Here is a 24,711-nt window from a genome sequence, read left to right as displayed (position 1 = left end):
ATGCGCCTGGTCCAGCTTTCTCGTCATAACATTGCGTTCCCGTCGCCGGAGGGAGCGCTACGTGAGCCCAATGGGCTGCTGGCCCTGGGTGGGGACCTCAGCCCTGCACGGCTCTTGATGGCTTACCAGCGCGGCATCTTCCCGTGGTTTTCGCCCGGCGACCCGATTTTATGGTGGTCACCCGATCCGCGCGCCGTGCTGTGGCCAGCGCAGTTTCACCTCAGCCGCAGCATGAAGCGTTTCCATGCCAAATCTCCATACCGCGTCACGCTCAACCACGCGTTTGGTCAGGTCATTGAAGGCTGTGCGCAAGACCGCCATGAAGGGACGTGGATAACCCGCGATATTATTACCGCCTACCACCAGCTTCATGAGCTTGGCTACGCTCACTCCATCGAAGTATGGGAAGACGGCATACTCGTCGGCGGCATGTACGGCGTGGCGCAAGGGACGCTGTTTTGCGGCGAGTCGATGTTCTCTCGCGCGGTGAATGCCTCGAAAACTGCGCTGCTCATTTTCTGCCAGGAATTCGCGCAACGCGGCGGAAACCTGATCGATTGTCAGGTCCTCAATGAGCATACGGCCTCCCTCGGCGCCGTTGAGATCCCGCGACGCCAGTACATCGAACATCTGGATGCCAGCCGCCAGCAGAAGCTCCCGCGCGACTTCTGGATACCGAGAACGCTCTTTATGCCCAATGCCTAAATGTTTTCCGCATATTTTTTGTGAGGGTGTTATAATTATGCCGCAGAGTAGCTTCTGCCTGTTGCCCCGCCGCCGTTTGGGACCTTCGCTTCAGATAACGTCCTGACGTTTATCCTGTTGTATCCCCTTTACGAATGCGCTTTCCGTTCGGTTGTACCGTGACGCTTGGGCAATGCGCCGAAACTGTTTTGCTGCGTTTTAAACGCGCAATTCTTTACTTAATTGATGAATTTCGGCATTATCTTGCCGGTTCAAAACTTGGTAGTGATACCCCAGAGGATTAGATGGCCAAAGAAGACAATATTGAAATGCAGGGTACCGTACTTGATACGTTGCCTAACACCATGTTTCGCGTAGAGCTGGAAAACGGTCACGTGGTAACTGCGCACATCTCCGGTAAAATGCGCAAAAACTATATCCGCATTTTAACGGGCGACAAAGTGACTGTTGAACTGACCCCGTACGACCTGAGCAAAGGCCGCATTGTCTTCCGTAGTCGCTAATTGTTTTCGCCTGTAATGGCAGATGAATATTTAAAAGGTCGGGATCATCCCGGCCTTTTTTATTTATGGCTCTAGTGTTGCTGTACCGGAAGATGTATTGTCATCCACGGCTGTACAGTAGTGATTAAATCCACCGCCATAGAATGAACCATATCATGCAGTAATCCCGTCAGGTGCGGCAACATATCGCGGTCAAAATGCGATACCAGCAGCACATGGTTTAATGCCCGGCAGTAGTCGCATTTCGTTTCTGTATCTTCCAGCAGCCACTCTTTTTGTCGCGGTTCTTCCGCTTCGTGCTCAAATTCCACCACCTGAAAGTCACGCATTGATTCTGTGAGGCCGGTTTTCATTTCTTCCAGGTATGCACCAAGGCAACGGCACACGGGCTGCGTCTGCGGGAGTGATTTGCAGTCGAGGAGGATTTCGGTGAGTAGTTTGCAGCGCTCAGCAAGGGTTGGAAGATCGGGATTGAGGGAGAGTTCGGTGTAGAGTTGGGTGAAGCCATTAATATCAGTCATATGTGATCCTTTATGCACGCAAGATTGTCTGTGCACACGCTTTCAGGACGCCAATCCCGACACCTGATTTTGCAGGTGCGCCGCCATTTTATTACTGTGGATTCATCCAGCAACAGACATCGAAAGAAATTGGAAAGCGCCTCGCAAAATTCCTCTGCTGCCTGTTGCCCTCACCCCGGCCCTCTCCCACAGGGAGAGGGAGCAAACAATAAAAAACGGCAACCGAAGTTGCCGTTTTGCTTTTACCTTACTACTCAGTGAGCCGCTTCCGGCTTGTGCTTCGCCGCACTCTGGAAGTCGTACGTCAGCTCGTTCTTCGCCTGATCCAGCGCCACGGTCACCTGACCGCCGTCTACCAGCGAGCCAAACAGTAGCTCGTTCGCCAGCGGTTTCTTCAGGTTGTCCTGAATCACACGCGCCATCGGACGGGCACCCATCGCACGGTCGTAGCCTTTCTCAGCCAGCCAGTTGCGGGCCTCCTGACTCACTTCCAGCGATACGCCTTTCTGGTCCAGCTGTACCTGCAACTCGACGATGAACTTATCCACCACCTGATGGATCACCTCGGTAGACAGGTGATCGAACCAGATAATGTTGTCCAGACGGTTACGGAACTCCGGCGTGAAGATCTTTTTGATCTCTTCCATCGCATCGGTACTGTTGTCCTGATGGATCAGGCCGATGGATTTACGCTCGGTTTCACGCACACCGGCGTTGGTGGTCATCACCAGCACCACGTTGCGGAAGTCCGCCTTGCGCCCGTTGTTGTCGGTCAGCGTCCCGTTGTCCATCACCTGCAGCAGGATGTTGAACACATCCGGGTGCGCTTTCTCGATTTCATCGAGCAGCAGTACCGCGTGCGGATGCTTGATCACCGCGTCGGTGAGCAGGCCGCCCTGGTCGAAGCCCACGTAGCCCGGAGGCGCACCAATCAGGCGGCTGACGGTGTGGCGCTCCATGTACTCGGACATATCAAAGCGCAGCAGCTCAATGCCCAGCGCTTTGGAAAGCTGGACCGTCACCTCGGTTTTCCCGACGCCGGTTGGGCCAGCGAACAGGAAGGACCCGACAGGCTTGTGCTCATGCCCCAGCCCGGCGCGGGCCATCTTGATCGCTTCGGTTAAGGCCTCAATGGCTTTATCCTGACCAAAGACCAGCATTTTCAGGCGATTGCCGAGGGTGCGCAGCGTGTCGCGGTCACTCTGAGAGACGCTCTTCTCAGGAATACGTGCGATACGGGCCACCACGGACTCAATGTCCGCCACGTTAACCGTTTTCTTACGCTTGCTGGCCGGCATCAGGCGCGCTCGCGCCCCTGCCTCATCAATCACGTCAATCGCCTTATCCGGCAGATGACGATCGTTGATGTATTTCACCGCCAGCTCCACCGCCGCACGGACCGCTTTCGCGGTGTAACGCACGTCGTGGTGCGCTTCATACTTCGGCTTCAGACCGTTGATGATCTGCACCGTTTCCTCAACGGACGGTTCGGTCACGTCAATTTTCTGGAAGCGGCGCGCCAGCGCACGGTCTTTTTCGAAGATGTTGCTGAACTCCTGGTAGGTAGTGGAGCCAATCACGCGGATCTTGCCGCTGGAGAGCAGCGGTTTGATCAGGTTAGCGGCATCCACCTGGCCACCGGACGCCGCACCTGCGCCGATGATGGTGTGGATCTCATCGATAAACAGAATGCTGTTGGTGTCCTGCTCCAGCTGTTTTAACAGCGCCTTGAAGCGTTTTTCAAAATCGCCGCGGTATTTGGTGCCCGCCAGCAGCGAGCCAATATCCAGCGAGTAGATGGTGCAATCGGCAATCACTTCCGGCACGTCGCCCTGCACAATGCGCCAGGCCAGACCTTCCGCAATCGCGGTTTTCCCCACGCCTGACTCACCCACCAGCAGCGGGTTGTTTTTGCGGCGACGGCACAGCACCTGGATCGCGCGCTCCAGCTCTTTATCGCGACCAATCAGCGGGTCGATACCGCCAACGCGAGCAAGCTGGTTAAGATTGGTGGTGAAGTTTTCCATACGATCCTCCCCGCCTGCTTGCTCTTCATTGTTATTGACCTGATTGCTGGAATCCGATGCCTGGTTAGGCTCGTCTTTGCGCGTTCCGTGAGAAATAAAGTTCACCACGTCGAGTCGGCTGACTTCGTGTTTGCGCAGCAGGTAGGCCGCCTGTGACTCCTGCTCGCTGAAGATGGCGACCAGGACGTTTGCGCCAGTCACTTCGCTACGTCCGGAAGACTGGACGTGGAATACCGCGCGCTGCAGCACGCGCTGGAAGCTGAGCGTCGGCTGCGTGTCGCGCTCCTCTTCACTGGCTGGCAGCACCGGTGTGGTTTGTTCGATGAAGGCTTCGAGTTCCTGACGTAGCGCCACCAGATCCACGGAGCAGGCTTCCAGCGCTTCGCGGGCAGATGGGTTGCTAAGCAGTGCGAGCAGTAAATGCTCGACGGTCATAAACTCATGTCGGTGCTCACGCGCTCTGGCGAAAGCCATGTTTAAACTGAGTTCCAGTTCTTGATTGAGCATAGGCACCTCCCCCAATTTTATGCCTTATCAGGCCTTTTCCAGCGTACACAGCAACGGATGCTCGTTCTCCCTCGCATAGTCGTTCACCATCGCCACTTTGGTTTCCGCCACTTCTGCCGTAAAGATGCCGCAGATGGCTTTGCCTCGATAATGAACGGTAAGCATCAGTTGCGTTGCACGTTCTACATCATAAGAAAAGAACTTTTGTAGCACGTCAATAACAAATTCCATCGGCGTGTAATCATCGTTCATTAACATAACTTTATACATAGATGGCGGTTTTAGCGCGTCACGCACTTTATCTTCCGCCAGCTGGTCAAAATCCAGCCAGTCGTTGGTCTTACCCATTTTGCATAACCACTTTGAATCTACCTCAGATGTTAGATAACAATCATCTATTACTGTCATCCGCGATGTCTGTCACAAACCGTTGCAATAGCGTTAACTGCTTCAAACTTTGGTTGATTATTGTCCCATCTCCAGCGCCAAACGCTTGACGACGTCTTTCGTTTCTCTAAATTGTACAAGCGTGAGATGGCGAGGTTTTGAACAGCCCCCACTCCACCACCGGTTCATTCCATCTTAACTTATAAGATTTACGAAGGATGTCGAAGCATGGAAATGGGTACTGTTAAGTGGTTCAACAACGCCAAAGGGTTTGGCTTCATCTGCCCCGAAGGCGGCGGCGAGGATATCTTCGCTCACTATTCCACCATTCAGATGGATGGTTACAGAACGCTCAAAGCCGGGCAGTCCGTCCGGTTCGATGTACACCAGGGACCAAAAGGCAATCATGCAAGCCTTATCGTACCCATTGAAGCAGAGACGGTTGCATAGCGCTCTGTTTTATTGTGTACATCCCGCAGTCAAAATGCCAGCCCGATCGGCTGGCATTTTTATTTTCGGGTTATTCCCGAGCCAGCGCATCCACCGGATCCAGCCGCGCCGCGTTGCGGGCGGGGAGCCAGCCAAACAAAATGCCGGTAAAGGTCGAACATAAAAATGCGGTAATAATGGCGACCGGCGAGAAACCAATCTCCCACCCGGGTAAAAAGAGCTGGAGCGCGAACGCAATCATCATCGAGAGCGCAATCCCCATCGCCCCGCCGACCAGGCACACCAGCACAGCCTCAATCAGAAACTGTTGCAGTACATCACTGGCTCTGGCCCCGACCGCCATGCGGATGCCAATCTCCCGGGTACGTTCCGTGACCGACACCAGCATGATATTCATCACCCCGATGCCGCCGACGACCAGCGAGATCACCGCCACCAGCGTGAGGAACAGCTGAAGAGTACGTGTGGTCTTTTCCGCCGTTTTCAAGAGGCCGTCCATGTTCCAGGTGAAGAAATCCTTCTTCCCGTGGCGCAACGTAAGCAACCGCTCAAGCTGCTGTTCGGCCAGCGCGCTGTCGTAGCCCTCCTTCACACGCACGGTGATGGAGTTGAGCCATGACTGCCCCATGATCCGCCCGGAAATCGTGGTGTAGGGCAACCAGACGCGCAGGATCTTGCTGCTGCCAAACATCGACTGTTTCTCTTCCGCCACACCAATGACCGTGGCAGGCATGTTGCCGACCAGGATCACTTCACCGACCACACTGGCTTTATTAGGGAAGAGTTGCCTGCGCGAGTTCGCATCCAGCACCACCACCTGCGCCCTGCCCGCCAGCTGTTCGGCATTAAAGGTCGCCCCTTCGCTGAAGGTCATGCCGTAGACGTTGAAGTAGTCCCCGCTGACGCCGTTGGCGCTGGCGGCAACGTCAACATTCCCTACCCGCAGACGCAGGTTTTGCGAAACGGCTGGCGTGGCGGAGTTTACCCACGGCTGCTTCTGAATCGCTGCCAGATCGTCATACTTTAGCGCCTGCTGATACTGCGGTTCGTCGTCGCCAAAGTCCTTGCCGGGATAGACATCAATGGTATTGGTACCGATGGCGCGAATATCGGCCAGCACCAGCTGCTTGGCGGCGTCGCCCACCACCACAATCGAGACCACCGAAGCAATACCGATGATAATCCCGAGCATGGTCAGCAGGGTGCGCATTTTGTTGGCCGCCATCGCCAGCCAGGCCATGTTCAGCGCTTCACGAAAGCCGCTGGAAAATTGTCCCCAGCCGGTTGAGGCCGGCAGAGCTTCTTTCGGGGCTGCCGCTCTGGACGCACGCGGCGGCGGGTTGCTGACCAGCTCGCCGTCGTGGATCTCAATAATGCGTTCCGCCTGCGCCGCCACCTGCGGATCGTGGGTAACGATGATCACCGTGTGCCCCTGATCGCGAAGCTGGTGGAGGATCGCCATCACCTCTTCACCGGAATGGCTGTCGAGCGCCCCGGTGGGTTCATCCGCGAGGATCACCTGCCCGCCATTCATCAGCGCGCGGGCAATACTCACGCGCTGCTGCTGGCCACCGGACAGCTGCGACGGCTGGTACTCCACGCGTTCAGCCAGCCCGAGACGCGTTAACAGCGTCTTCGCACGCTCAAGACGTTTCTTCCGCTCCACGCCTGCATAGACGGCTGGCACCTCGACGTTTTGCGCCGCGTTCAGGTGTGAGAGCAGGTGGTAACGCTGGAAGATAAAACCAAAATGTTCCCGGCGCAGCTTCGCCAGCGCGTCGCCGTCGAGCGTGGAGACATCCGTCCCGGCCACGCGATAGGTCCCGCTGGTGGGTTTATCCAGGCAGCCGAGAATGTTCATCAGCGTCGATTTACCGGAGCCTGACGCGCCGACAATCGCCACCATCTCGCCCGCTTCCACGCGCAGGGAGATACCTTTCAGCACCTCCACCGGACCGTCGCCCGACGGATAGCTGCGACGGATATCCTTCAGCTCAAGCAGCGCGGTCATTTCGCGGCTCCGGGCAGGCTTTCACTGACAACCACCTCCTCACCCTCTTCCAGCCCTTTCACCACCACCACATCGGTATCATTACGCGCGCCAATCACCACTTCGCGATCGCGCGTCTCGCCGTTGCGCAGCACTTTCACTTTATAGCGATTGTCCCCGGCGGATTCGCCCAGCGCGGAGAGCGGAATGGTGAGCACGTTCTTCACGCCGGTCAGCTGGATATGCACCTGGGCAGTCATATCCAGACGCAGCACGCCCTGTGGGTTTGGCACTTCAAAACGGGCGTAGTAAAAGATAGCGTCGTTAACCTTTTCCGGCGTCGGCAGAATGTCTTTCAGCACGCCTTCATAGCGCGTCTGCGGGTCGCCAAGCACGGTAAACCAGGCATTCTGCCCAGGTTTCAGATGGATAACATCCGCCTCGGAAACCTGCGCTTTGACCAGCATAGTGCTCATATCCGCCAGCGTCAGAATGTTAGGCGCCTGCTGGGCGGCAATTACCGTCTGCCCCTGCAGCGTGGTGATCTGGGTGACTTCACCGGCCATCGGCGCAACGATTTGCGTGTAGTCGAGGTTGGTTTTCGCCGTGTCCAGCGAGGCCTGATTACGTTTGATTTGTGCGTCGATGGTGCCAATCTGCGCCTGCTTGACCGCCAGCTCCGTCGTGGCAGTATCTAAATCCTGCTTCGAAATGGCCTGGGTTTTTGCCAGCGCCTGCTGACGGGTCAGCGTGACCTGGGCCAGATTACGTTCAGCCAGCGCCTGAGCACGCTGGGCGCGCAGCTCCATCAGCGTGGCTTCCACCTCGCGGATCTGGTTCTCGGCCTGTTCAGGATCGATAACACCCAGCAACTGGCCTTTTTTTACCTTATCACCGATCTCTACCGACAGCGTTTTCAGCTGGCCGCTGACCTGAGCGCCAACGTCAACCTTGCGCAATGCATCAAGCTTACCCGTCGCCAGGACGTTTTGCTGCAGTTCGCCGGGGCGAACGATCAGTGTCCGGTACTGCGGCACCGGTGCGTTAAGCACCTGCCATAACCAGAATCCACCGACTAAAATCACGACCGCCAGCAGCAGAAATAGCGTTCTGCGTTTTCCCTTGAGGTTCATAAATATTCCAAATAAATGTTCTGGCAATAATAAATGTTGATTCTATCTAAACGACTCCTTAACGAAACCCCTGTTCTCCGAAATCGTCCTAATTTGTTGACGAGATGTTGATATTCCTCTTGTTGAAATAGTGATATTCCAAAAGATTCAGGATTTATCATGTCTTCCATCGTCGATACGCCTTATTCCCCCCTGACGCAGCCTGCCTCCGGCTGGCAGCTTTTCAAAAACCTGGCTTTGGGTAAGCTTACCCCAGGACTGGCATGGCAGAATCCGGCTTATCGGCGCAAGTTCGTGTTACGGTCGCTTGCGGCTCCCGTCACCACCTCTCGCCTGTTGACGCGCCTGGCAAAACAGCCGCGTCTGATGCAGATATTACAAGCTCAGCCGGGGCTGCCCTGCCGGATGCACCGCCCGTGGCTGACGGTGAACATGGAACGTCAGCACGCGCTGGAGTCTCTTAACTGGCACTATCAGATCATGAGCCGCCAGCTTCCGGCGACGCTGCTGCAGGGCTATCTTTCGAAGCAGGGTGCCACGCTGCTGACCTTAACCGGTAAAGATGAACAGCACTTTACCGTTCGCCTGTGTGCTGATGCGTTTATGGATAAAGAGGGAGAAGCCACCCTCGTCTTCTGCGACGATCAAAATACAGTCCTGGCGGAGATAACCTTCACGCTCTGCCCTTTTGCCGGAAAATCGACGCTGTTCATTGGCGGTTTGCAGGGCGCAAAAGCGCATGTTCCCCATGAGCGGATCCAGAAAGCGACGAAGGCCTGCCATGGGCTGTTCCCGAAACGTCTGCTGGTTGAAACCGCCATGACGCTCGGCGCCGCTTTCCCGGTCGAACAGATTGTTGCCGTCAGTAACGACACCCATATTTATCGCAGCTGGCGCTACCGCAAGAAAAAAGAGGGAAAACTGCTGGCTGATTATGACAGCTTCTGGCTCTCCCTCGGCGGTGAAAAGCAGGATAGCGGTAACTTTATGCTGCCGCTTGTCATGCCGCGTAAACCGATGGAAGAGATCGCGAGCAAAAAACGTTCCGAATATCGCCGTCGCTACGAACTGCTGGACAGCCTGATTCAGCAGGTGAATCAGGCGACCCGAGGTTAATCCGCCCTCCCGCGTGCCAGCCACAGCACGCGGGAGAACATCTTCCTCAGCAGAGTGGGCACCGCCTCCACGCCCCGCCTTCCCGCTTCCGTCGCCACTTCAATGGCGAGATCCGGTTTTGACGAACGGTGTATCGCTTTGGCGATCACGCGGCGCATGTTCATCGGAACATCGACCGGCACCATCGCAATGCGGTGGAACACATCGTCAAACCCCTGACGATACATAAAGTGCTCCATGTCCATCGCGGGGAGCATGGTTAAATGGTCGCGCTCTTCTTCCCGTTCATTATTCAGCAGGCTACGCACGGTCGAGGCATACTTTTTACCCGCCTCGTCACCGTCCACCAGCACATGCCATTCAATACCCATCCGGCGGGCAAATTTTATCAGCGGTTTTAATCCCGACTGGGCAAATTCGATCACCTTAATGCCTTCCGCATCAAAATGGTGCCCACACTGACGCGCCAGTTCGTTGATGACCCAGGTCTCCGTTTCCCCTTCCACCAGCAGCCAACAGCGGGCAAAAAGTGACGACGCGCGATTAAAACGAATATGAAACGCGATGCGCCGCCCGTCTTCGGCATTTAAACCGCCAGGCCCGAGACGGTACGCGGAGACCCGCGAAGACTCGCGCACCAGACGGCAGATATGCTCAACCGGCGTCATGGATAATAGCTCACCAGAATTGGTGGTCGTAATACGCTGGAGCGGCAGCAAATTCAGCAGATGCCACGCCACCGAGAGCATGATGGGGTGAAGCCGCGTTTCAGGATCTTCCACCAGCAGCAACGGGCGGGCATCCCGGTCAAGACGCACGGTGCCTTTAGCCTGCAAAAGTGTTGAAAACAGCCCCAGAAGAATCACCCGATGGGTACGACCGCCGGGCCGGTCGATCATCCGGTTGATGATGTCGAGATAGCGCCAGCTGCGTTGTTCATCATGAGAGCGACGGCGCATCAGCCTGTGGCGCGACTCCGATGTCCCCTGCTCGGAAAAATAGTGCTCCAGCAGTTGTACCATCGCGGACAACCCCTGGCGAATCTGACCATCGGTCAGGTTTTGCGGACGCGACACCAGCTCACGCGCCAGAAAATCCAGCTCGCGGGCGGTGACTTCCACCTCCGGCATATTCGGTACCGTGCCGTTACGGATACGCCGCATAAAGCGCGCATCACGCAACCGCAATACCGGCGTCAGGCGGGTCAGGTGGCGAGCCAAATCGTCGATGTTGTCCAGTGGGATCGGGTTGGCTTTTTCATCAAGAAACTCGCGCAGGGTCAGGACCCCTTCGTTTTCCGCCATCTCGCCTTCCAGGCGATAGAAAATCCGGTGGAAATCATCGTCACAGGGCACCCAACAGGGTGACAGCGGGCGGAAGCGACGCACGCGGTGACGGCCTGGCTCGGATTCACGGAACGTCAGGATAATATGCAGGTGCTTCTCGCGTCCCGTCACGTCCCCGGGCGGGAACCAGAAATCGTCGTGGACAAAGTGATACAGATCGTCTTCGGGGGATAGCAGTAACGTCAGCGCATCGAGCAGGCTGGACTTACCCCACGCGTTCTCGCCGATCAGGACGTTGTTCTGCTCAAGCTGCAGCGACAGGCGGTTAATACCGCGAAACCCGACAATTTCCACACGTTCGAGAAGCATAAATCCCCCGCGAAATGAACACTTTTTCCTTTAAGTTATCAGCAGTATAGCGGGAGGAATCTTGTCACGACAGCATAACATTCACCCTGACAAGAATTGGTCTATGCTCTATTTACCGCTCATTTGAACAAGGAATGACATCACATTGCCTTAAATCAAATTTATCGAATTTATTTAAGTGGCGAAGGGATGTTGTTGGTTTCTAAAATACGGGCTCTTTGAGTCGTCATCCCTTTATGGCGATATATCCCGCCCGCGGGAAAGCGCGCGGAAATTATTTGAGGTGGTTATGTTTAGAAAATTGGCTGCAGAATGTTTTGGTACATTCTGGCTGGTATTTGGTGGCTGCGGTAGCGCCGTTCTGGCAGCAGCGTTCCCGGAATTAGGCATTGGTTTTGTCGGCGTCGCGCTGGCGTTTGGCTTAACCGTATTAACCATGGCCTTCGCCGTGGGGCATATTTCCGGTGGTCATTTTAACCCGGCTGTGACGTTAGGTTTATGGGCGGGCGGTCGTTTTCCTGCTAAAGACGTCATTGGCTACATCGTGGCGCAGGTGGTGGGCGGTATTATTGCGGCTGGCGTTCTGTACGTTATTGCCAGCGGTAAGGCCGGCTTTGACGCGGCCGCCAGCGGCTTCGCCTCAAACGGCTTTGGCGAGCACTCGCCGGGCGGTTACTCCATGCTGTCTGCCATCGTGATTGAAATTGTGCTGACCGCGGGCTTCCTGCTGGTGATCCACGGCGCCACCGACAAACACGCGCCTGCTGGCTTTGCCCCGATTGCTATTGGTCTGGCGCTGACGCTTATCCACCTGATTTCAATTCCGGTCACCAACACCTCCGTTAACCCGGCACGCAGTACCGCCGTCGCCATCTTCCAGGGCGGCTGGGCGCTTGAGCAGCTGTGGCTGTTCTGGGTGATGCCAATTATCGGCGGTATTCTGGGCGGCGTGCTGTATCGTACCCTGCTGGAAAAACGCGATTAATCTTTCCCTCCCTCTCCCCGTGGGAGAGGGCCGGGGTGAGGGCAACAGGCCGCACATACAAGCCGGGTAAGGCGTAGCCGCCACCCGGCTTTCTTTTGCCGCTTTACTGAATAGCCTTTATTGGGTAGTGTCTCTGGCGCTCAACAGACACTCAAAAGGACCGGCTGTTCATGTTTTCAGGACTCCTCATTATTCTGCTGCCCCTGATTGCGGGCTACCTTATTCCGCTGCGTCAGGAATCCGCATTACGGCTTATCAACCGTTTTCTCAGCGGGATTGTTTACCTCATTCTTTTCTTTATGGGGATCAGCCTGGCCTTCCTGGATAACCTGTCCGCGAATTTACTCTCCATTTTGCATTATTCAGCCGTCACGGTTACGGTTATTTTGCTGTGCAATATTGCCGCACTGCTGTGGCTGGAACGCACCATTCCCTGGAAAAACCATCACCTCCAGGAAAAGCTGCCCTCCCGTATTGCGATGGCACTTGAGTCATTAAAACTCTGCGGCGTCGTGGTGCTCGGTTTTCTTCTGGGTCTCACCGGATGGGCATTTTTACGGCACGCGACAGAAGCCAGTGAATATACCCTGATCTTCCTGCTGTTCCTGATTGGTATCCAGCTGCGAAATAACGGCATGACCCTGAAACAGATTGTCCTCAACCGTCGGGGAATGATTATTGCCGTAATGGTTGTCGCCAGCTCAATGGTGGCGGGTGTGATTAATGCTTTTATTCTCGATCTGCCGCTGAAAACCGGCCTGGCAATGGCCTCCGGATTTGGCTGGTACTCCCTTTCCGGTATTCTGCTGACTGAATCATTCGGTCCGGTGATCGGCAGCGCCGCCTTCTTTAACGATCTGGCGCGTGAGCTGATTGCCATTATGCTGATCCCGGGGCTGGTTCGCCGCAGTCGCTCTACCGCACTGGGTCTGTGCGGCGCGACCTCGATGGACTTTACCCTGCCGGTACTTCAGCGCTCAGGCGGGCTGGAAATGGTGCCCGCGGCCATCGTGCACGGCTTTATTTTGAGTTTACTGGTTCCCATTCTGATGGCGTTCTTCTCTGCCTGATACTTCTTTGGCGGTAGGGTGCCTGCCGCCAAAATTGCGCTAAATCAATCTCCCTCTATTTTGTAGCAGAAAGCGCTTTTCACCGTTCTGGCACAGGCATAACCTTAAACATGTATATCAAATATAACTTTAACAGGTGTGATTATGTTTTGTGTGCAATGTGAACAAACCATCCGTACCCCGGCAGGCAATGGCTGCTCTTACGCGCAGGGTATGTGCGGCAAAACCGCAGAAACATCAGACCTGCAGGACCTGCTGATTGCTGCCCTGCAAGGCCTTTCCGCATGGGCATTCAAAGCCCGCGAATACGGCATCGTCGACCACTACGTCGACAGCTTCGCGCCGCGCGCATTCTTTTCTACGCTGACCAACGTTAACTTTGATTCCCCTCGTATCGTCGGCTATGCCCGTGAAGCTATCGCCCTGCGTGAAGCGCTGAAAGCGCAGTGCCTGAACGCTGATGCTAACGCTCGCGTGGACAACCCGATGTCAGAACTCCAGCTGGCGAGTGATGACCTGGGCGACCTCCAGCGTCAGGCGGCAGACTTTACCCCGAATAAAGACAAAGCGGCGATTGGCGAGAACATTCTCGGCCTGCGCCTGCTGTGCCTGTACGGTCTGAAAGGCGCAGCGGCGTATATGGAGCACGCGCACGTTCTCGGTCAGTACGACAACGATATCTACGCGCAGTACCACAAAATCATGGCGTGGCTGGGTACCTGGCCTGCCGATATGAACGCCCTGCTTGAGTGCTCAATGGAAATCGGCCAGATGAACTTCCGCGTGATGAGCATTCTGGATGCCGGTGAAACCAGTACCTACGGCCACCCGACGCCAACGCAGGTCAACGTGAAGGCGACCGAGGGTAAATGTATCCTGATCTCCGGTCATGACCTGAAAGATCTCTACAACCTGCTGAAGCAGACTGAAGGCACTGGCGTCAACGTTTATACCCACGGCGAAATGCTGCCTGCGCACGGCTACCCGGAGCTGCGTAAATTCAAACATCTGATCGGTAACTACGGCAGCGGCTGGCAGAACCAGCAGGTGGAGTTCGCCCGCTTCCCTGGCCCTATCGTGATGACCTCTAACTGCATCATCGACCCTACCGTGGGCGCGTATGACGACCGCATCTGGACCCGCAGCATCGTCGGCTGGCCGGGCGTGAGCCACCTCGAAGGCGACGATTTCGGTCCGGTTATTGCCCAGGCGCAGCAGATGGCGGGCTTCCCGTACAGCGAAATTCCGCATCTGATCACCGTCGGCTTTGGCCGTGAAACCCTGCTCGGCGCCGCAGATTCGCTGATCGATCTCGTCAGCCGTGAAAAGCTGCGCCACATCTTCCTCGTCGGCGGCTGCGACGGCGCGCGCGGTGAGCGTAACTACTTCACCGATTTCGCCACCAGCGTACCGGACGATTGCCTGATCCTGACCCTGGCGTGCGGTAAATACCGTTTCAACAAGCTGGACTTCGGCAATATCGAAGGTCTGCCGCGCCTGATCGATGCGGGCCAGTGTAACGATGCTTACTCGGCCATTATTCTGGCGGTTACCCTGGCGGAGAAACTGGGCTGTGGCGTGAACGACCTGCCGCTGTCGCTGGTGCTTTCGTGGTTTGAGCAGAAAGCGATCGTCATCCTGCTGACCCTGCTCTCTCTGGGCGTGACCAACATCGTGACCGGCCCGACCGCGCCAGGCTTCCTGACGCCGGACCTGCTGGCCGTACTGAACGAAAAATTCGGCCTGCGCTCCGTCACCAACGTTGAAGATGATATGAAGCAGCTGCTGAGCGCGTAAGGAGTTATTCATGACCATGCCAACCTCACAATGTCCGTGGAGGATGCAGGTTCATCACATCCACCAGGAGACGCCGGATGTGTGGACGCTCTCACTGATTTGCCACGATTACTATCCGTACCGTGCCGGTCAGTATGCGCTGGTCAGTGTCCGCCATTCGGCGGACACCCTGCGTGCCTACACGATCTCCTCAACGCCGGGCGTGAGCGAATACATCACGCTTACCATTCGCCGTATTGATGACGGTGCCGGCTCGCAGTGGCTGACCCGTGACGTGAAGCGCGGAGACTATATCTGGCTGTCAGACGCCCAGGGCGATTTCACCTGTGACGACAAGGCGGAAGATAAATTCCTGCTGCTGGCGGCGGGCTGTGGCGTCACGCCGATTATGTCCATGCGCCGCTGGCTGGCGAAAAACCGTCCGCAGGCCGACGTGCAGGTGATCTTTAGCGTTCGCTCTCCGGAAGATGTCATTTTTGCCGAGGAGTGGCGTAATTATCCGGTAACACTGGTGGCAGAACACAATGCGGTCCACGGTTTTGTGCCCGGCCGTCTGAGCCGCGAGCTGCTGCAAAGCGTGCCGGATATTGCGCACCGTACCGTGATGACCTGCGGCCCGGCGCCTTACATGGATATCGTCGAGAAAGAAGTGAAGGCGCTTGGCGTGACCCGCTTCTTCAAGGAGCAATTCTTCACGCCGGTAGCGGAGGCGGCAACCAGCGGGATTCAGTTTACTAAGCTACAGCCTGCGCAGACCTTCTTTGGCCGCGTGGGAACGACTTTGCTGGAGGCACTCGAAAGCAATAAGGTACCGGTAGTGGCCGCCTGCCGTGCGGGCGTATGCGGTTGCTGTAAGACGAAAGTGGTTTCAGGTGAGTACACTGTCACCAGTACCATGACGCTCTCCGACGCGGAAATTGCCGAAGGTTACGTGCTGGCGTGCTCATGCCATCCGCAGGGGGATCTGGTCCTCGCATAATCTGATGCGGTGCCCCCGTTTTTGCCGGGTGGCACTGCGTTTACCCGGCCTACCTTGTAGGGGCTGGATCGTCGTAGGCCCGGTAAGCGCTAGCGCCACCGGGCTTATAATCAGGCGGCACAGTGTTTGTGCCGAACTACATATGGTTGCTGCGTGTACGGCAGTGAACTATTGATAGATGGCGTCGTTGTATTCCGCGACTTTATAAGCTGCCTGTATTGCACTAAGCGCATCTGTGACAAGGTAAGGAGTTCAGATTGTTTTCTAAGCTGCCTGTACGGCAGTGAACGTACTGAACAGACGGAAACACAGTGTCGGACTTTTCTAAGCTGCCTGTACGGCAATGAAATCTGTTTTCGCGCCTCCGTGCAGGAGGTTTTCTTTCTAAGCTGCCTGTACGGCAGTGAACACAAACGATGTCCTTGAGGCTCGGATTAAAGATTTCTAAGCTGCCTGTACGGCAGTGAACTGAGAGTTTCGATACTCCGGACTATCGTGATTTTTCTAAGCTGCCTGTACGGCAGTGCACGATCGCGTTCATATTTGCAACATGCCTGAAGATTTCTAAGCTGCCTGTACGGCAGTGAACTCAGGCGTTGTGAGAGTGAACCCACTGCCAACTTTCTAAGCTGCCTGTACGGCAGTGAACGTCGAGTCTTGATTACGTGGCGGATTTTTGCATTTCTAAGCTGCCTGTACGGCAGTGAACGGCGCAGCTGACGGGTAACGCAGTGTCGGAACATTTCTAAGCTGCCTGTACGGCAGTGAACTGGAACAATCTACACCTATCACGTTGTCAGATAAAGAAATAACCTAAAAAATCGTCTCGATCCCTTTTTTCTTCACATACATTTCAGCACAATAAAATCAATAAGTTAAAAACAGCCAATAAAAAAGGGTCTATAGACCCCTTCCTTCATACCAGAGCACAAACCTCAACGCCACGCCGGTGCTTTCCCCAGCGCAAACCGCCCTGCCCCTAAAAATGCCACCGCCAGCGAGCCAATAAAGAAGTACACCAGGCTTTCAATCGCCCATGCCCCAACCTTATCGAGGGCGAGCGTTTCACCCATTCCTACCATAAGCCATGCCACAATCATCGTAAACGCCAGCATCAGCGCGGCCGGGCGCGTAAAGAGCCCGACAATAATCAACATCGGTGCCACCACTTCGCCAATCAACACGCCATAAGCGATAAACCCCGGCAACCCTTTTTCCACCAGCATGCCGCTGATAAAGCCCACGCCGCCGAATAACTTGTGCAAACCGTGAAAGAGCATCAACCCACCGACGGCAAGTCGTAACAAGAGTTTGCCAAGATCGTCGCACGATAGCTTTTCATTAACAGCAATTAACAATGATTTAACCATTTGAAATGATTCCTGTTTTCACCTGAGTCAGCACCAGATTATGCCGAATTATCGCGCAAGGAAACCCTGTTAATTGAGGGGTATTGAGCAGGCAATACAGCGACTTTCTTCTAAGCTTGTAAGCGATATCACAAAAAGGAGAAGGACACCCATGAAACAAACCGTGGCTGCATATATAGCGAAAACCCTGGAACAGGCTGGCGTGAAACGTATCTGGGGCGTAACCGGCGATTCCCTGAACGGACTGAGCGACAGCCTTAACAAAATGAAAACCATTGAATGGATGCCGACCCGCCATGAAGAGGTCGCCGCATTTGCCGCGGGAGCCGAAGCGCAGCTCACCGGTGAACTGGCCGTGTGTGCAGGCTCGTGCGGGCCAGGTAACCTGCATCTGATCAACGGTCTGTTTGACTGCCACCGTAACCACGTGCCGGTGCTGGCGATTGCCGCCCATATCCCCTCTTCCGAAATCGGTAGCGGCTATTTTCAGGAGACGCATCCGCAGGAGCTGTTCCGTGAATGCAGCCACTATTGCGAACTGGTTTCATCCCCGGAGCAGATCCCGCAGGTTCTGGCTATCGCCATGCGCAAGGCGGTGCTGAACCGCGGCGTGTCGGTGGTCGTTATCCCGGGTGATGTGGCCCTCAAGTCCGCACCAGAAGGGGCCAGCACCCACTGGTATCACGCCCCGCAGCCTGTGGTGACGCCTGCGGAAGAAGAGCTGAAAAAGCTGGCGCAGCTGCTGCGTTACTCCAGCAATATTGCCCTGATGTGCGGTAGCGGCTGCGCGGGCGCGCACAAGGAGCTACTTGAATTCGCGGGTAAGCTAAAAGCCCCCATTGTTCACGCCCTGCGCGGCAAAGAGCACGTCGAGTACGACAACCCCTACGATGTGGGAATGACCGGGCTGATCGGTTTCTCCAGCGGGTTCCACACCATGATGAACGCCGACACGCTGATTTTACTCGGTACCCAGTTCCCTTACCGCGCGTTTTACCCGACGGATGCCAAAATCATTCAGATCGATATCAATCCGGCCAGCATCGGCGCGCACAGCAAGGTGGATATGGCGCTGGTAGGCGATATCAAATCCACCCTGGCCGCCCTGCTGCCGCTGCTCGAGGAGAAAACGGATCGCGCGTTTCTTGATAAAGCCCTCAGTGACTACCGCGATGCCCGTAAGGGGCTGGACGATCTCGCCAAACCGAGCGACAAAGCCATCCACCCGCAGTACCTGGCACAGCAGATCAGCCATTTCGCTGACGACGACGCCATTTTTACCTGCGACGTCGGCACGCCAACCGTCTGGGCAGCACGCTACCTGAAGATGAACGGCAAACGCCGCCTGCTGGGTTCGTTCAACCACGGCTCGATGGCCAACGCCATGCCGCAGGCGCTGGGCGCAAAAGCGACGGCACCGGAACGTCAGGTGGTGGCCATGTGCGGCGACGGCGGGTTTAGCATGCTCATGGGGGATTTCCTCTCCGTGGTACAGATGAAGCTGCCGCTCAAAATCGTGGTCTTCAACAACAGCGTACTGGGCTTTGTGGCGATGGAGATGAAGGCCGGTGGTTATCTGACGGACGGTACCGAACTGCATGACACCAACTTCGCGCGCATTGCCGAGGCGTGCGGCATCACCGGTATTCGCGTGGAAAAAGCGTCTGACGTGGATGAAGCCCTGCAGCGCGCCTTTTCTATCGACGGTCCGGTGCTGGTGGATGTGGTAGTCGCCAAAGAAGAGCTGGCTATTCCACCGCAAATCAAGCTGGAACAGGCGAAAGGTTTTAGCCTCTATATGCTGCGCGCCATCATCAGCGGCCGAGGTGATGAAGTGATCGAACTGGCAAAAACCAACTGGCTCAGGTAAAACATTTCACGTGACCTCTTAAAATAAAGGGATGTGAAATGATTGATTTGCGTAGTGATACCGTTACCCGCCCGAGCCGTGCCATGCTCGAAGAGATGATGGCCGCCCCGGTCGGGGACGACGTCTACGGCGATGACCCGACGGTCAACGCGTTACAGCGCTATGCGGCAGAGCTGAGTGGCAAGGAGGCCGCGCTGTTCCTGCCGACCGGCACGCAGGCGAACCTCGTGGCGCTGCTCAGCCACTGCGAGCGCGGCGAAGAGTATATTGTCGGCCAGGGAGCGCATAACTATCTCTACGAAGCCGGCGGTGCGGCGGTGCTTGGCAGCATCCAGCCGCAGCCGATTGACGCCGCGCCGGACGGTACACTCCCGCTCGATAAGGTCGCGGCAAAAATCAAAGCCGACGATATTCATTTCGCCCGCACGAAACTGCTCAGTCTGGAAAATACCCACAACGGTAAAGTGCTGCCGCGCGAGTACCTGAAAGCGGCATGGGACTTCACCCGCGAGCGCAAGCTCGGCCTGCACGTTGACGGTGCGCGCATTTTTAACGCCGTAGTGGCGTACGGCTGCGAGCTGAAAGAGATTACGCAATATTGCGACTCGTTCACCATTTGCCTCTCCAAAGGGCTGGGTACGCCGGTGGGTTCCCTGCTGGTCGGCAATGCGGATTACATCAAGCGCGCCAACCGCTGGCGTAAGATGACCGGCGGCGGCATGCGCCAGGCCGGTATTCTGGCGGCAGCGGGTCTGTATGCTCTCAAAAATAACGTGGCGCGCCTGAAAGACGATCACGATAACGCCGCATGGATGGCCACACAGCTGCGCGAGATCGGTGCGGACGTGATGCGCCACGACACCAACATGCTGTTCATTCGCGTGGGCGACGAACATGCCGCTGCGCTGGGCGAATTTATGAAAGCGCGCGGCGTGCTGATCAACGCCTCTCCAGTGGTGCGTCTGGTCATGCACCTCGACGTGAACCGCGAACAGCTGGCAGAGGTGGTGAAACACTGGCAGGCGTTTTTACAGCGCTAAGGAGCCTCACGTGCCGCAACGCATTCTGGTGCTGGGCGCCAGCGGGTATATCGGTCAGCATCTCACCACGGCATTGAGCCAGCGGGGACATCAGGTGCTGGCAGCGGCACGCAACACCGACCGCCTGCAAAAGCTGGCGTTGCCGGGCGTCACCTGCCACAACGTTGACCTCAACTGGCCGAAGGCGCTTCCCGCGCTGCTGGAAGAGGTCGACACGCTTTACTACCTGGTCCACAGCATGGGCGAAGGCGGCGATTTTATCGCCCACGAGCGACAGGTGGCGTTGAACGTCCGCGATGCCCTGCTGCAAACGCCGGTGAAGCAGGTGATTTTTTTAAGTTCGCTCCAGGCGCCTGAGAGCGAGCAGTCAGATCACCTGCGCGCCCGCCAGCTGACGGCGGACACCCTCCGCGGGGCGAATATCCCCGTCACCGAACTGCGCGCAGGGATCATCGTCGGCGCGGGCTCAGCCGCTTTTGAAGTGATGCGCGATATGGTCTACAACCTGCCGGTACTGACGCCGCCGCGCTGGGTCCGCTCGCGCACCACGCCGATTGCGCTGGCGAACTTGCTCCACTATCTGGTGGCATTGCTCGATCACCCGGCGGAGCAACACCGGGTGCTTGAAGCAGCAGGCCCTGAAGTGCTGAGCTATCAGCAGCAGTTCGAACATTTCATGCGCGTCAGCGGACGCCGCCGCTGGCTGATCCCCATCCCTTTCCCGACCCGCTGGATCTCAGTCTGGTTTTTAAATGTGATCACCTCCGTGCCGCCGACCACCGCCAAAGCGCTGATTCAGGGGCTGAAACACGATCTGCTGGCGGACGATCGCGAGCTGCGCGCCTTAATCCCTCAGGATCTGATCCGTTTTGACGACGCGGTACGCAATACGCTGAAAGAAGAAGAGCAGCTGGTGAACTCCAGCGACTGGGGTTATGACGCGCAGGCCTTTGCCCGCTGGCGGCCGGAGTACGGTTATTACCCTAAACAGGCGGGCTGCACGGTAAAAACCTCTGCCAGCCTTGAGGCGCTGTGGGAAGTGGTGAACCAAATTGGCGGCAAAGAACGTTATTTCTTCGGCAATCTCCTCTGGCAAACGCGGGGGACAATGGATCTGCTGGTGGGGCACAGGCTGGCGAAAGGTCGACCGGCGCGCCCGTATCTTGAGGTGGGCGACGCGGTGGACAGCTGGAAAGTGATCATCGTCGAGCCGGAAAAGCAGCTGGCGTTGTTGTTCGGTATGAAAGCGCCGGGGCTGGGGCGACTCTGCTTCACCCTCAAGGATAAAGGCGATCGCCGGGAACTGGACGTCCGCGCCTGGTGGCACCCGCACGGGATGCCGGGCCTTTTTTACTGGCTGTTCATGATCCCCGCCCATCTTTTTATCTTCCGGGGAATGGCGAAACGAATTGCGCAACTGGCAGAACAAAAAACGAAAATAACTCATTAAAACGCTTTTTCTTTCACCTTTCCCATTGCATAGCGCCGTAATTCACGAAAGAATGCGCACGAAATTCTTTTTCAACACAGTGGATTGATATGAAGGTACTGGTTACCGGGGCGACCAGCGGCTTAGGCCGAAATGCGGTCGAATTTCTGCGCAACAAGGGCATTAGCGTCAGGGCTACCGGTCGCAACGAGGCGATGGGAAAACTGCTGCAAAAAATGGGCGCAGAGTTCGTCCATGCCAACCTGACGGAGCTGGTCTCCTCGCAGGCGAAGGTGATGCTCGCCGGAATCGATACGCTGTGGCACTGCTCCAGTTTTACCTCTCCGTGGGGGACCCAGGAAGCCTTCGATCTCGCCAACGTGCGGGCCACCCGCCGTCTGGGCGAATGGGCCGTTGCCTGGGGGGTACGTAACTTTATTCATATCTCCTCCCCGTCGCTCTATTTCGACTATCACCACCATCGCGATGTGCAGGAAGATTTCCGTCCGGCACGCTTTGCCTGTGAATTTGCGCGCAGCAAGGCGGCCAGTGAAGAGGTGATCGACCTGCTGGCGCAGTCGAACCCGCACACCCGCTTTACGGTACTGCGTCCGCAGAGCCTGTTCGGACCGCACGACAAAGTGTTTATTCCGCGCCTGGCGCAGATGATGCATCACTACGGCAGCGTGCTGCTGCCGCGCGGTGGCGATGCGCTGGTGGATATGACCTATTACGAAAACGCCGTCCACGCCATGTGGCTGGCCAGCCAGCCGGACTGCGATAAGCTGATCTCTGGCCGCGCCTATAACATCACCAACGGCGAACCCTGTACGCTACGCAGCATTGTGCAGCGGCTGATTGATGAACTGCAGATCGACTGCCGCATCCGTTCTGTCCCCTACCCCATGCTTGACATGATTGCCCGCAGCATGGAGCGATTTGGCAGTAAAGCGGCCAAAGAACCTGCGCTGACGCATTACGGCGTCTCAAAACTCAACTTTGATTTCACGCTGGATATTTCACGCGCAGAGAACGAACTGGGGTATCGGCCGGTGGTGACGCTAGATGAAGGGATTGTGCGCACGGCGGCGTGGTTACGGGATCATGGGAAACTGCACCGCTAGCCTGTTGCCCGGTGGCGGCTTCGCCTTACCGGGCCTACAACTGCACCGTACCGCTGGAGAGGGTGCAAAAACTAAAACGGCAACCTTTCGGTTGCCGTTTGCTATTACAGAGCGGTCCAGGCATCAGACCATGCCAGGCCAGCGCCTGGTTCATAGTATGCCGGGGCGTTGTTACACCAGCCGCTGTACGGGAACGGTTTGCACTGGAACAGTTTACCGTGGTTGTTCACGATATCGCCTGCCTTGTACTTGCTGTTCGCGCTCCACGCCGCGTAATCGCCAGACGTGCCTTCGTCCTGAGACGGTGCTGCTTTGGCTTTCACGTTCAGCAGATAAGAGGTCGTGCTGCTCAACTCACCGTCGCTCACGGTCAGGCTGATTTCAATCTGCTGAGCCGTTGCAGACTCTGGAGCAGTAAAGGTGACAACCGCTTTATCCTGACCGGTTACGGTCTGACCGTCCTGGGAACGCCAGGTGTAGGTCAGCGCGTTGCCGTCTGCATCGGTAGAACCTTCCGCGCTCAGAGAGACATGTGCACCCGCCTCAACGGCGCCGATTGGACCCGCGATATGCGCCACCGGCGCGTGATTCACCACAGCAGGTTCAGCCGGGGTTTCATCCGGAACTGGCGCTGGCGCCGGCGTTTCGTCTTCTGACGGCGTAGGCGTTGGCGTTACCGGGGTTTCATCCGGCGTAACGGAACCGTCGTCGTTAACGATGTTCACGTTAAAGAACTTCTGCACGCACTTGCTGTAATCACCCTCTTTGAACGCGCTGAACGGCGTCTGGTAACCAACGAGCTGGCAAGAGTAGGTTTCGCCGCTTGGCGTATCCGCGCTCCATCCCCAGTCCTGCTCCCAGTAAATCTTCAGCGCGCCAGCACCGCCTTCGTCGAACTGCTTCATGTTCGCGCAGCCCAGCACTTCGTTCGCCGGAACAGGGACCTTCAGGTAGTTCGCGAACTCTTTGTAGTACTTGATACGGTTTTCAGACTGTGCAATTTCAGTTGGACCACCGCACTCAACGCCACCGTTGATGATCTGGGTGGTCACGCCGAAGCCAGGGACCAGACCGTTGGCTTTATCGTGATCGTTCGGCTGCCATGTACCGTCGATAACCTGCAGCATGCTTGGTTTAGGCGGCTGTGGATAGGCGAAGAAGAAGATCGCACTCGCCAGGTTCAGCCAGGTATCCGCCACCAGTTCAGGTTTGTCGAGCAGCGTACGCACGTCGCCGTACATCGCTTCAGAGAACGGGCCGTAGTTGTAGTTGTAGGACAACTGCTTCGCACCGCGACCGAAGTAGCTCAGGAAGTCGCCGTCTTTATCTTTACCGCACGGCCAGGTCTGACCCTGCCAGACGTCCGGGTTACATTCGCCGTTATAGCCGCCCTTCTGGCCTTCGCTCCAGCCCATCTCACGCACGTGAACCAGGGCCTGACGCCATTCGGCTTCCGGACGCCAGCTTTCGTGACCGCCCGTTTCCTGAGCAAAGTGGGCAAACATGGTTGCCAGCTCTTTACGGCAGATAGCGTCACTGTCGCGACCGTCATTGTAGGTCTTACACAGCGCCGGGAATTTACCAACCGCTTTCAGGAAGTTGCTGTAGGTGTACGCCTGCGCGCGCAGCGGGAAGAGATATTCCCAGTCGCTGGCTTTCACGATCCCTTCCACGCGTTTCACGTTCTCCGGGTTCGCCGCACGACCAGGTTCAATCAGTTCAACTTGGGCGTTGTCCAGCGTCTTAATGGTTTCCTTTACGGCATCCATCAGCGGGAAGCTGGTCAGCTCTTTCTCTTTCTTCGCCAGATCGCTGGCGTTCATGGTGTATGGTTCACTGGTGGTCGCTTGCAGCGAGGCAGCCTGCGCCATAAACGGTGCTACGCATGCGCCGGCAACGAGAACACTCAGTAACGTCCTTTTGTTCATTTCACTATTCCTGTTTATTTAAGTTAAATAATAATAATCCAGGCTTATGTATTAATCCGTTAATAAATAAACCGCAGACAGCTGTTTTCTCTTTTCGAAGAACACCCTCAGGAATTCTTCAAAAA

General features: G+C 56.3%; 20 protein-coding genes and 1 CRISPR repeat array. Of the genes, 12 read left to right on the top strand and 8 right to left on the bottom strand.

All coding sequences use genetic code 11. From position 1 onward, the window contains the following. Together aat and infA are read left to right on the top strand one after the other, a co-directional pair. Positions 1 to 705 (top strand): leucyl/phenylalanyl-tRNA--protein transferase, encoded by a 705-nt coding sequence (aat, locus tag A4308_RS11395; protein WP_014883199.1) that lies wholly within the window; start codon positions 1 to 3, stop codon positions 703 to 705. Positions 706 to 989: 284 nt separating this feature from the next. After that, on the top strand, positions 990 to 1,208 hold the full coding sequence (gene infA / locus A4308_RS11390) for a translation initiation factor IF-1 (RefSeq protein WP_002211347.1): 219 nt from the start codon (positions 990 to 992) through the stop codon (positions 1,206 to 1,208). Between the two features lie 71 nt (positions 1,209 to 1,279). Here infA and A4308_RS11385 read toward each other — a convergent pair whose 3' ends face one another. The 3 genes from A4308_RS11385 to clpS all read right to left on the bottom strand — a co-directional run bounded on the left by A4308_RS11385 (position 1,280) and on the right by clpS (position 4,611). Next, entirely contained in the window at positions 1,280 to 1,729 is a 450-nt protein-coding gene (locus tag A4308_RS11385) for a hypothetical protein (protein ID WP_023332531.1), read from the bottom strand. Between the two features lie 254 nt (positions 1,730 to 1,983). Next, the gene (gene clpA, locus A4308_RS11380) at positions 1,984 to 4,263 is read right to left on the bottom strand and encodes an ATP-dependent Clp protease ATP-binding subunit ClpA (RefSeq protein WP_014831269.1); all 2,280 of its coding nucleotides are present in this window, start codon (positions 4,261 to 4,263) and stop codon (positions 1,984 to 1,986) included. Between the two features lie 27 nt (positions 4,264 to 4,290). Next, the gene (gene clpS / locus A4308_RS11375; RefSeq protein WP_006174393.1) at positions 4,291 to 4,611 is read right to left on the bottom strand and encodes an ATP-dependent Clp protease adapter ClpS; all 321 of its coding nucleotides are present in this window, start codon (positions 4,609 to 4,611) and stop codon (positions 4,291 to 4,293) included. Between the two features lie 267 nt (positions 4,612 to 4,878). Here clpS and cspD point away from each other — a divergent pair, with 267 nt between their 5' ends. Next, positions 4,879 to 5,100 (top strand): cold shock-like protein CspD, encoded by a 222-nt coding sequence (gene cspD / locus A4308_RS11370; protein WP_008499993.1) that lies wholly within the window; start codon positions 4,879 to 4,881, stop codon positions 5,098 to 5,100. 70 nt (positions 5,101 to 5,170) lie between these two features. Here cspD and macB read toward each other — a convergent pair whose 3' ends face one another. Both macB and macA read right to left on the bottom strand, forming a co-directional pair. Continuing rightward, entirely contained in the window at positions 5,171 to 7,111 is a 1,941-nt protein-coding gene (gene macB, locus A4308_RS11365) for a macrolide ABC transporter ATP-binding protein/permease MacB (protein WP_023332529.1), read from the bottom strand. Continuing rightward, positions 7,108 to 8,223, bottom strand: a complete 1,116-nt coding sequence (gene macA / locus A4308_RS11360) for a macrolide transporter subunit MacA (RefSeq protein ID WP_014883196.1) — start codon at positions 8,221 to 8,223, stop codon at positions 7,108 to 7,110. Before macA ends, macB begins: the two co-directional genes overlap by 4 nt. Positions 8,224 to 8,382: 159 nt before the next feature. Here macA and A4308_RS11355 point away from each other — a divergent pair, with 159 nt between their 5' ends. Next, positions 8,383 to 9,339, top strand: coding sequence for a VirK/YbjX family protein (locus tag A4308_RS11355; protein WP_023332528.1), 957 nt, complete (start codon positions 8,383 to 8,385; stop codon positions 9,337 to 9,339). Here the strand turns inward: A4308_RS11355 and A4308_RS11350 are convergent. Then, the gene (locus tag A4308_RS11350) at positions 9,336 to 10,994 is read right to left on the bottom strand and encodes an ATP-dependent endonuclease (RefSeq protein ID WP_014883194.1); all 1,659 of its coding nucleotides are present in this window, start codon (positions 10,992 to 10,994) and stop codon (positions 9,336 to 9,338) included. The genes A4308_RS11355 and A4308_RS11350 overlap by 4 nt on opposite strands. 289 nt (positions 10,995 to 11,283) lie before the next feature. Here A4308_RS11350 and aqpZ point away from each other — a divergent pair, with 289 nt between their 5' ends. The 4 genes from aqpZ to hcr all read left to right on the top strand — a co-directional run bounded on the left by aqpZ (position 11,284) and on the right by hcr (position 15,825). Further along, positions 11,284 to 11,979, top strand: coding sequence for an aquaporin Z (aqpZ, locus tag A4308_RS11345; RefSeq protein WP_014883193.1), 696 nt, complete (start codon positions 11,284 to 11,286; stop codon positions 11,977 to 11,979). 170 nt (positions 11,980 to 12,149) lie between these two features. After that, positions 12,150 to 13,049 carry a lysine exporter LysO family protein gene (locus A4308_RS11340; RefSeq protein ID WP_023332526.1) on the top strand — a complete coding sequence of 300 codons (900 nt, stop codon included), beginning with the start codon at positions 12,150 to 12,152 and terminating at the stop codon, positions 13,047 to 13,049. A gap of 144 nt (positions 13,050 to 13,193) precedes the next feature. Beyond that, on the top strand, positions 13,194 to 14,846 hold the full coding sequence (gene hcp / locus A4308_RS11335; protein WP_014883191.1) for a hydroxylamine reductase: 1,653 nt from the start codon (positions 13,194 to 13,196) through the stop codon (positions 14,844 to 14,846). 10 nt (positions 14,847 to 14,856) lie between these two features. Then, on the top strand, positions 14,857 to 15,825 hold the full coding sequence (gene hcr, locus A4308_RS11330; RefSeq protein ID WP_023337002.1) for an NADH oxidoreductase: 969 nt from the start codon (positions 14,857 to 14,859) through the stop codon (positions 15,823 to 15,825). A 261-nt stretch (positions 15,826 to 16,086) separates the two neighbouring features. Then, positions 16,087 to 16,595: a CRISPR direct-repeat array (repeat unit 28 nt; unit sequence TTTCTAAGCTGCCTGTACGGCAGTGAAC). 165 nt (positions 16,596 to 16,760) lie between these two features. Here hcr and A4308_RS11325 read toward each other — a convergent pair. Beyond that, a complete protein-coding gene (locus A4308_RS11325; RefSeq protein ID WP_023332524.1) occupies positions 16,761 to 17,195 on the bottom strand; it encodes a DoxX family protein in 435 nt (144 codons plus the stop codon). Between the two features lie 151 nt (positions 17,196 to 17,346). Here A4308_RS11325 and poxB point away from each other — a divergent pair, with 151 nt between their 5' ends. The 4 genes from poxB (at position 17,347) to A4308_RS11305 (ending at position 22,658) form a co-directional block, all read left to right on the top strand. Next, positions 17,347 to 19,065 (top strand): ubiquinone-dependent pyruvate dehydrogenase, encoded by a 1,719-nt coding sequence (gene poxB / locus A4308_RS11320; protein ID WP_023332523.1) that lies wholly within the window; start codon positions 17,347 to 17,349, stop codon positions 19,063 to 19,065. 38 nt (positions 19,066 to 19,103) lie between these two features. Continuing rightward, positions 19,104 to 20,105, top strand: coding sequence for a low-specificity L-threonine aldolase (gene ltaE, locus A4308_RS11315; RefSeq protein WP_045268543.1), 1,002 nt, complete (start codon positions 19,104 to 19,106; stop codon positions 20,103 to 20,105). 10 nt (positions 20,106 to 20,115) lie between these two features. After that, a complete protein-coding gene (locus tag A4308_RS11310) occupies positions 20,116 to 21,555 on the top strand; it encodes an SDR family oxidoreductase (protein WP_045281068.1) in 1,440 nt (479 codons plus the stop codon). Between the two features lie 89 nt (positions 21,556 to 21,644). Next, positions 21,645 to 22,658, top strand: a complete 1,014-nt coding sequence (locus A4308_RS11305; protein WP_045281069.1) for an NAD-dependent epimerase/dehydratase family protein — start codon at positions 21,645 to 21,647, stop codon at positions 22,656 to 22,658. 104 nt (positions 22,659 to 22,762) lie between these two features. Here A4308_RS11305 and A4308_RS11300 read toward each other — a convergent pair whose 3' ends face one another. After that, the gene (locus A4308_RS11300) at positions 22,763 to 24,586 is read right to left on the bottom strand and encodes a glycoside hydrolase family 19 protein (protein WP_023336996.1); all 1,824 of its coding nucleotides are present in this window, start codon (positions 24,584 to 24,586) and stop codon (positions 22,763 to 22,765) included. Positions 24,587 to 24,711: the final 125 nt, after the last annotated feature.

This window comes from Enterobacter sp. ODB01 (genome assembly GCF_001623605.1).
Classification (GTDB): domain Bacteria; phylum Pseudomonadota; class Gammaproteobacteria; order Enterobacterales; family Enterobacteriaceae; genus Enterobacter; species Enterobacter kobei.
The sequence above is the reverse complement of the archived record's forward strand: the minus strand, read 5'-3'. Positions and strand labels throughout refer to the sequence as shown.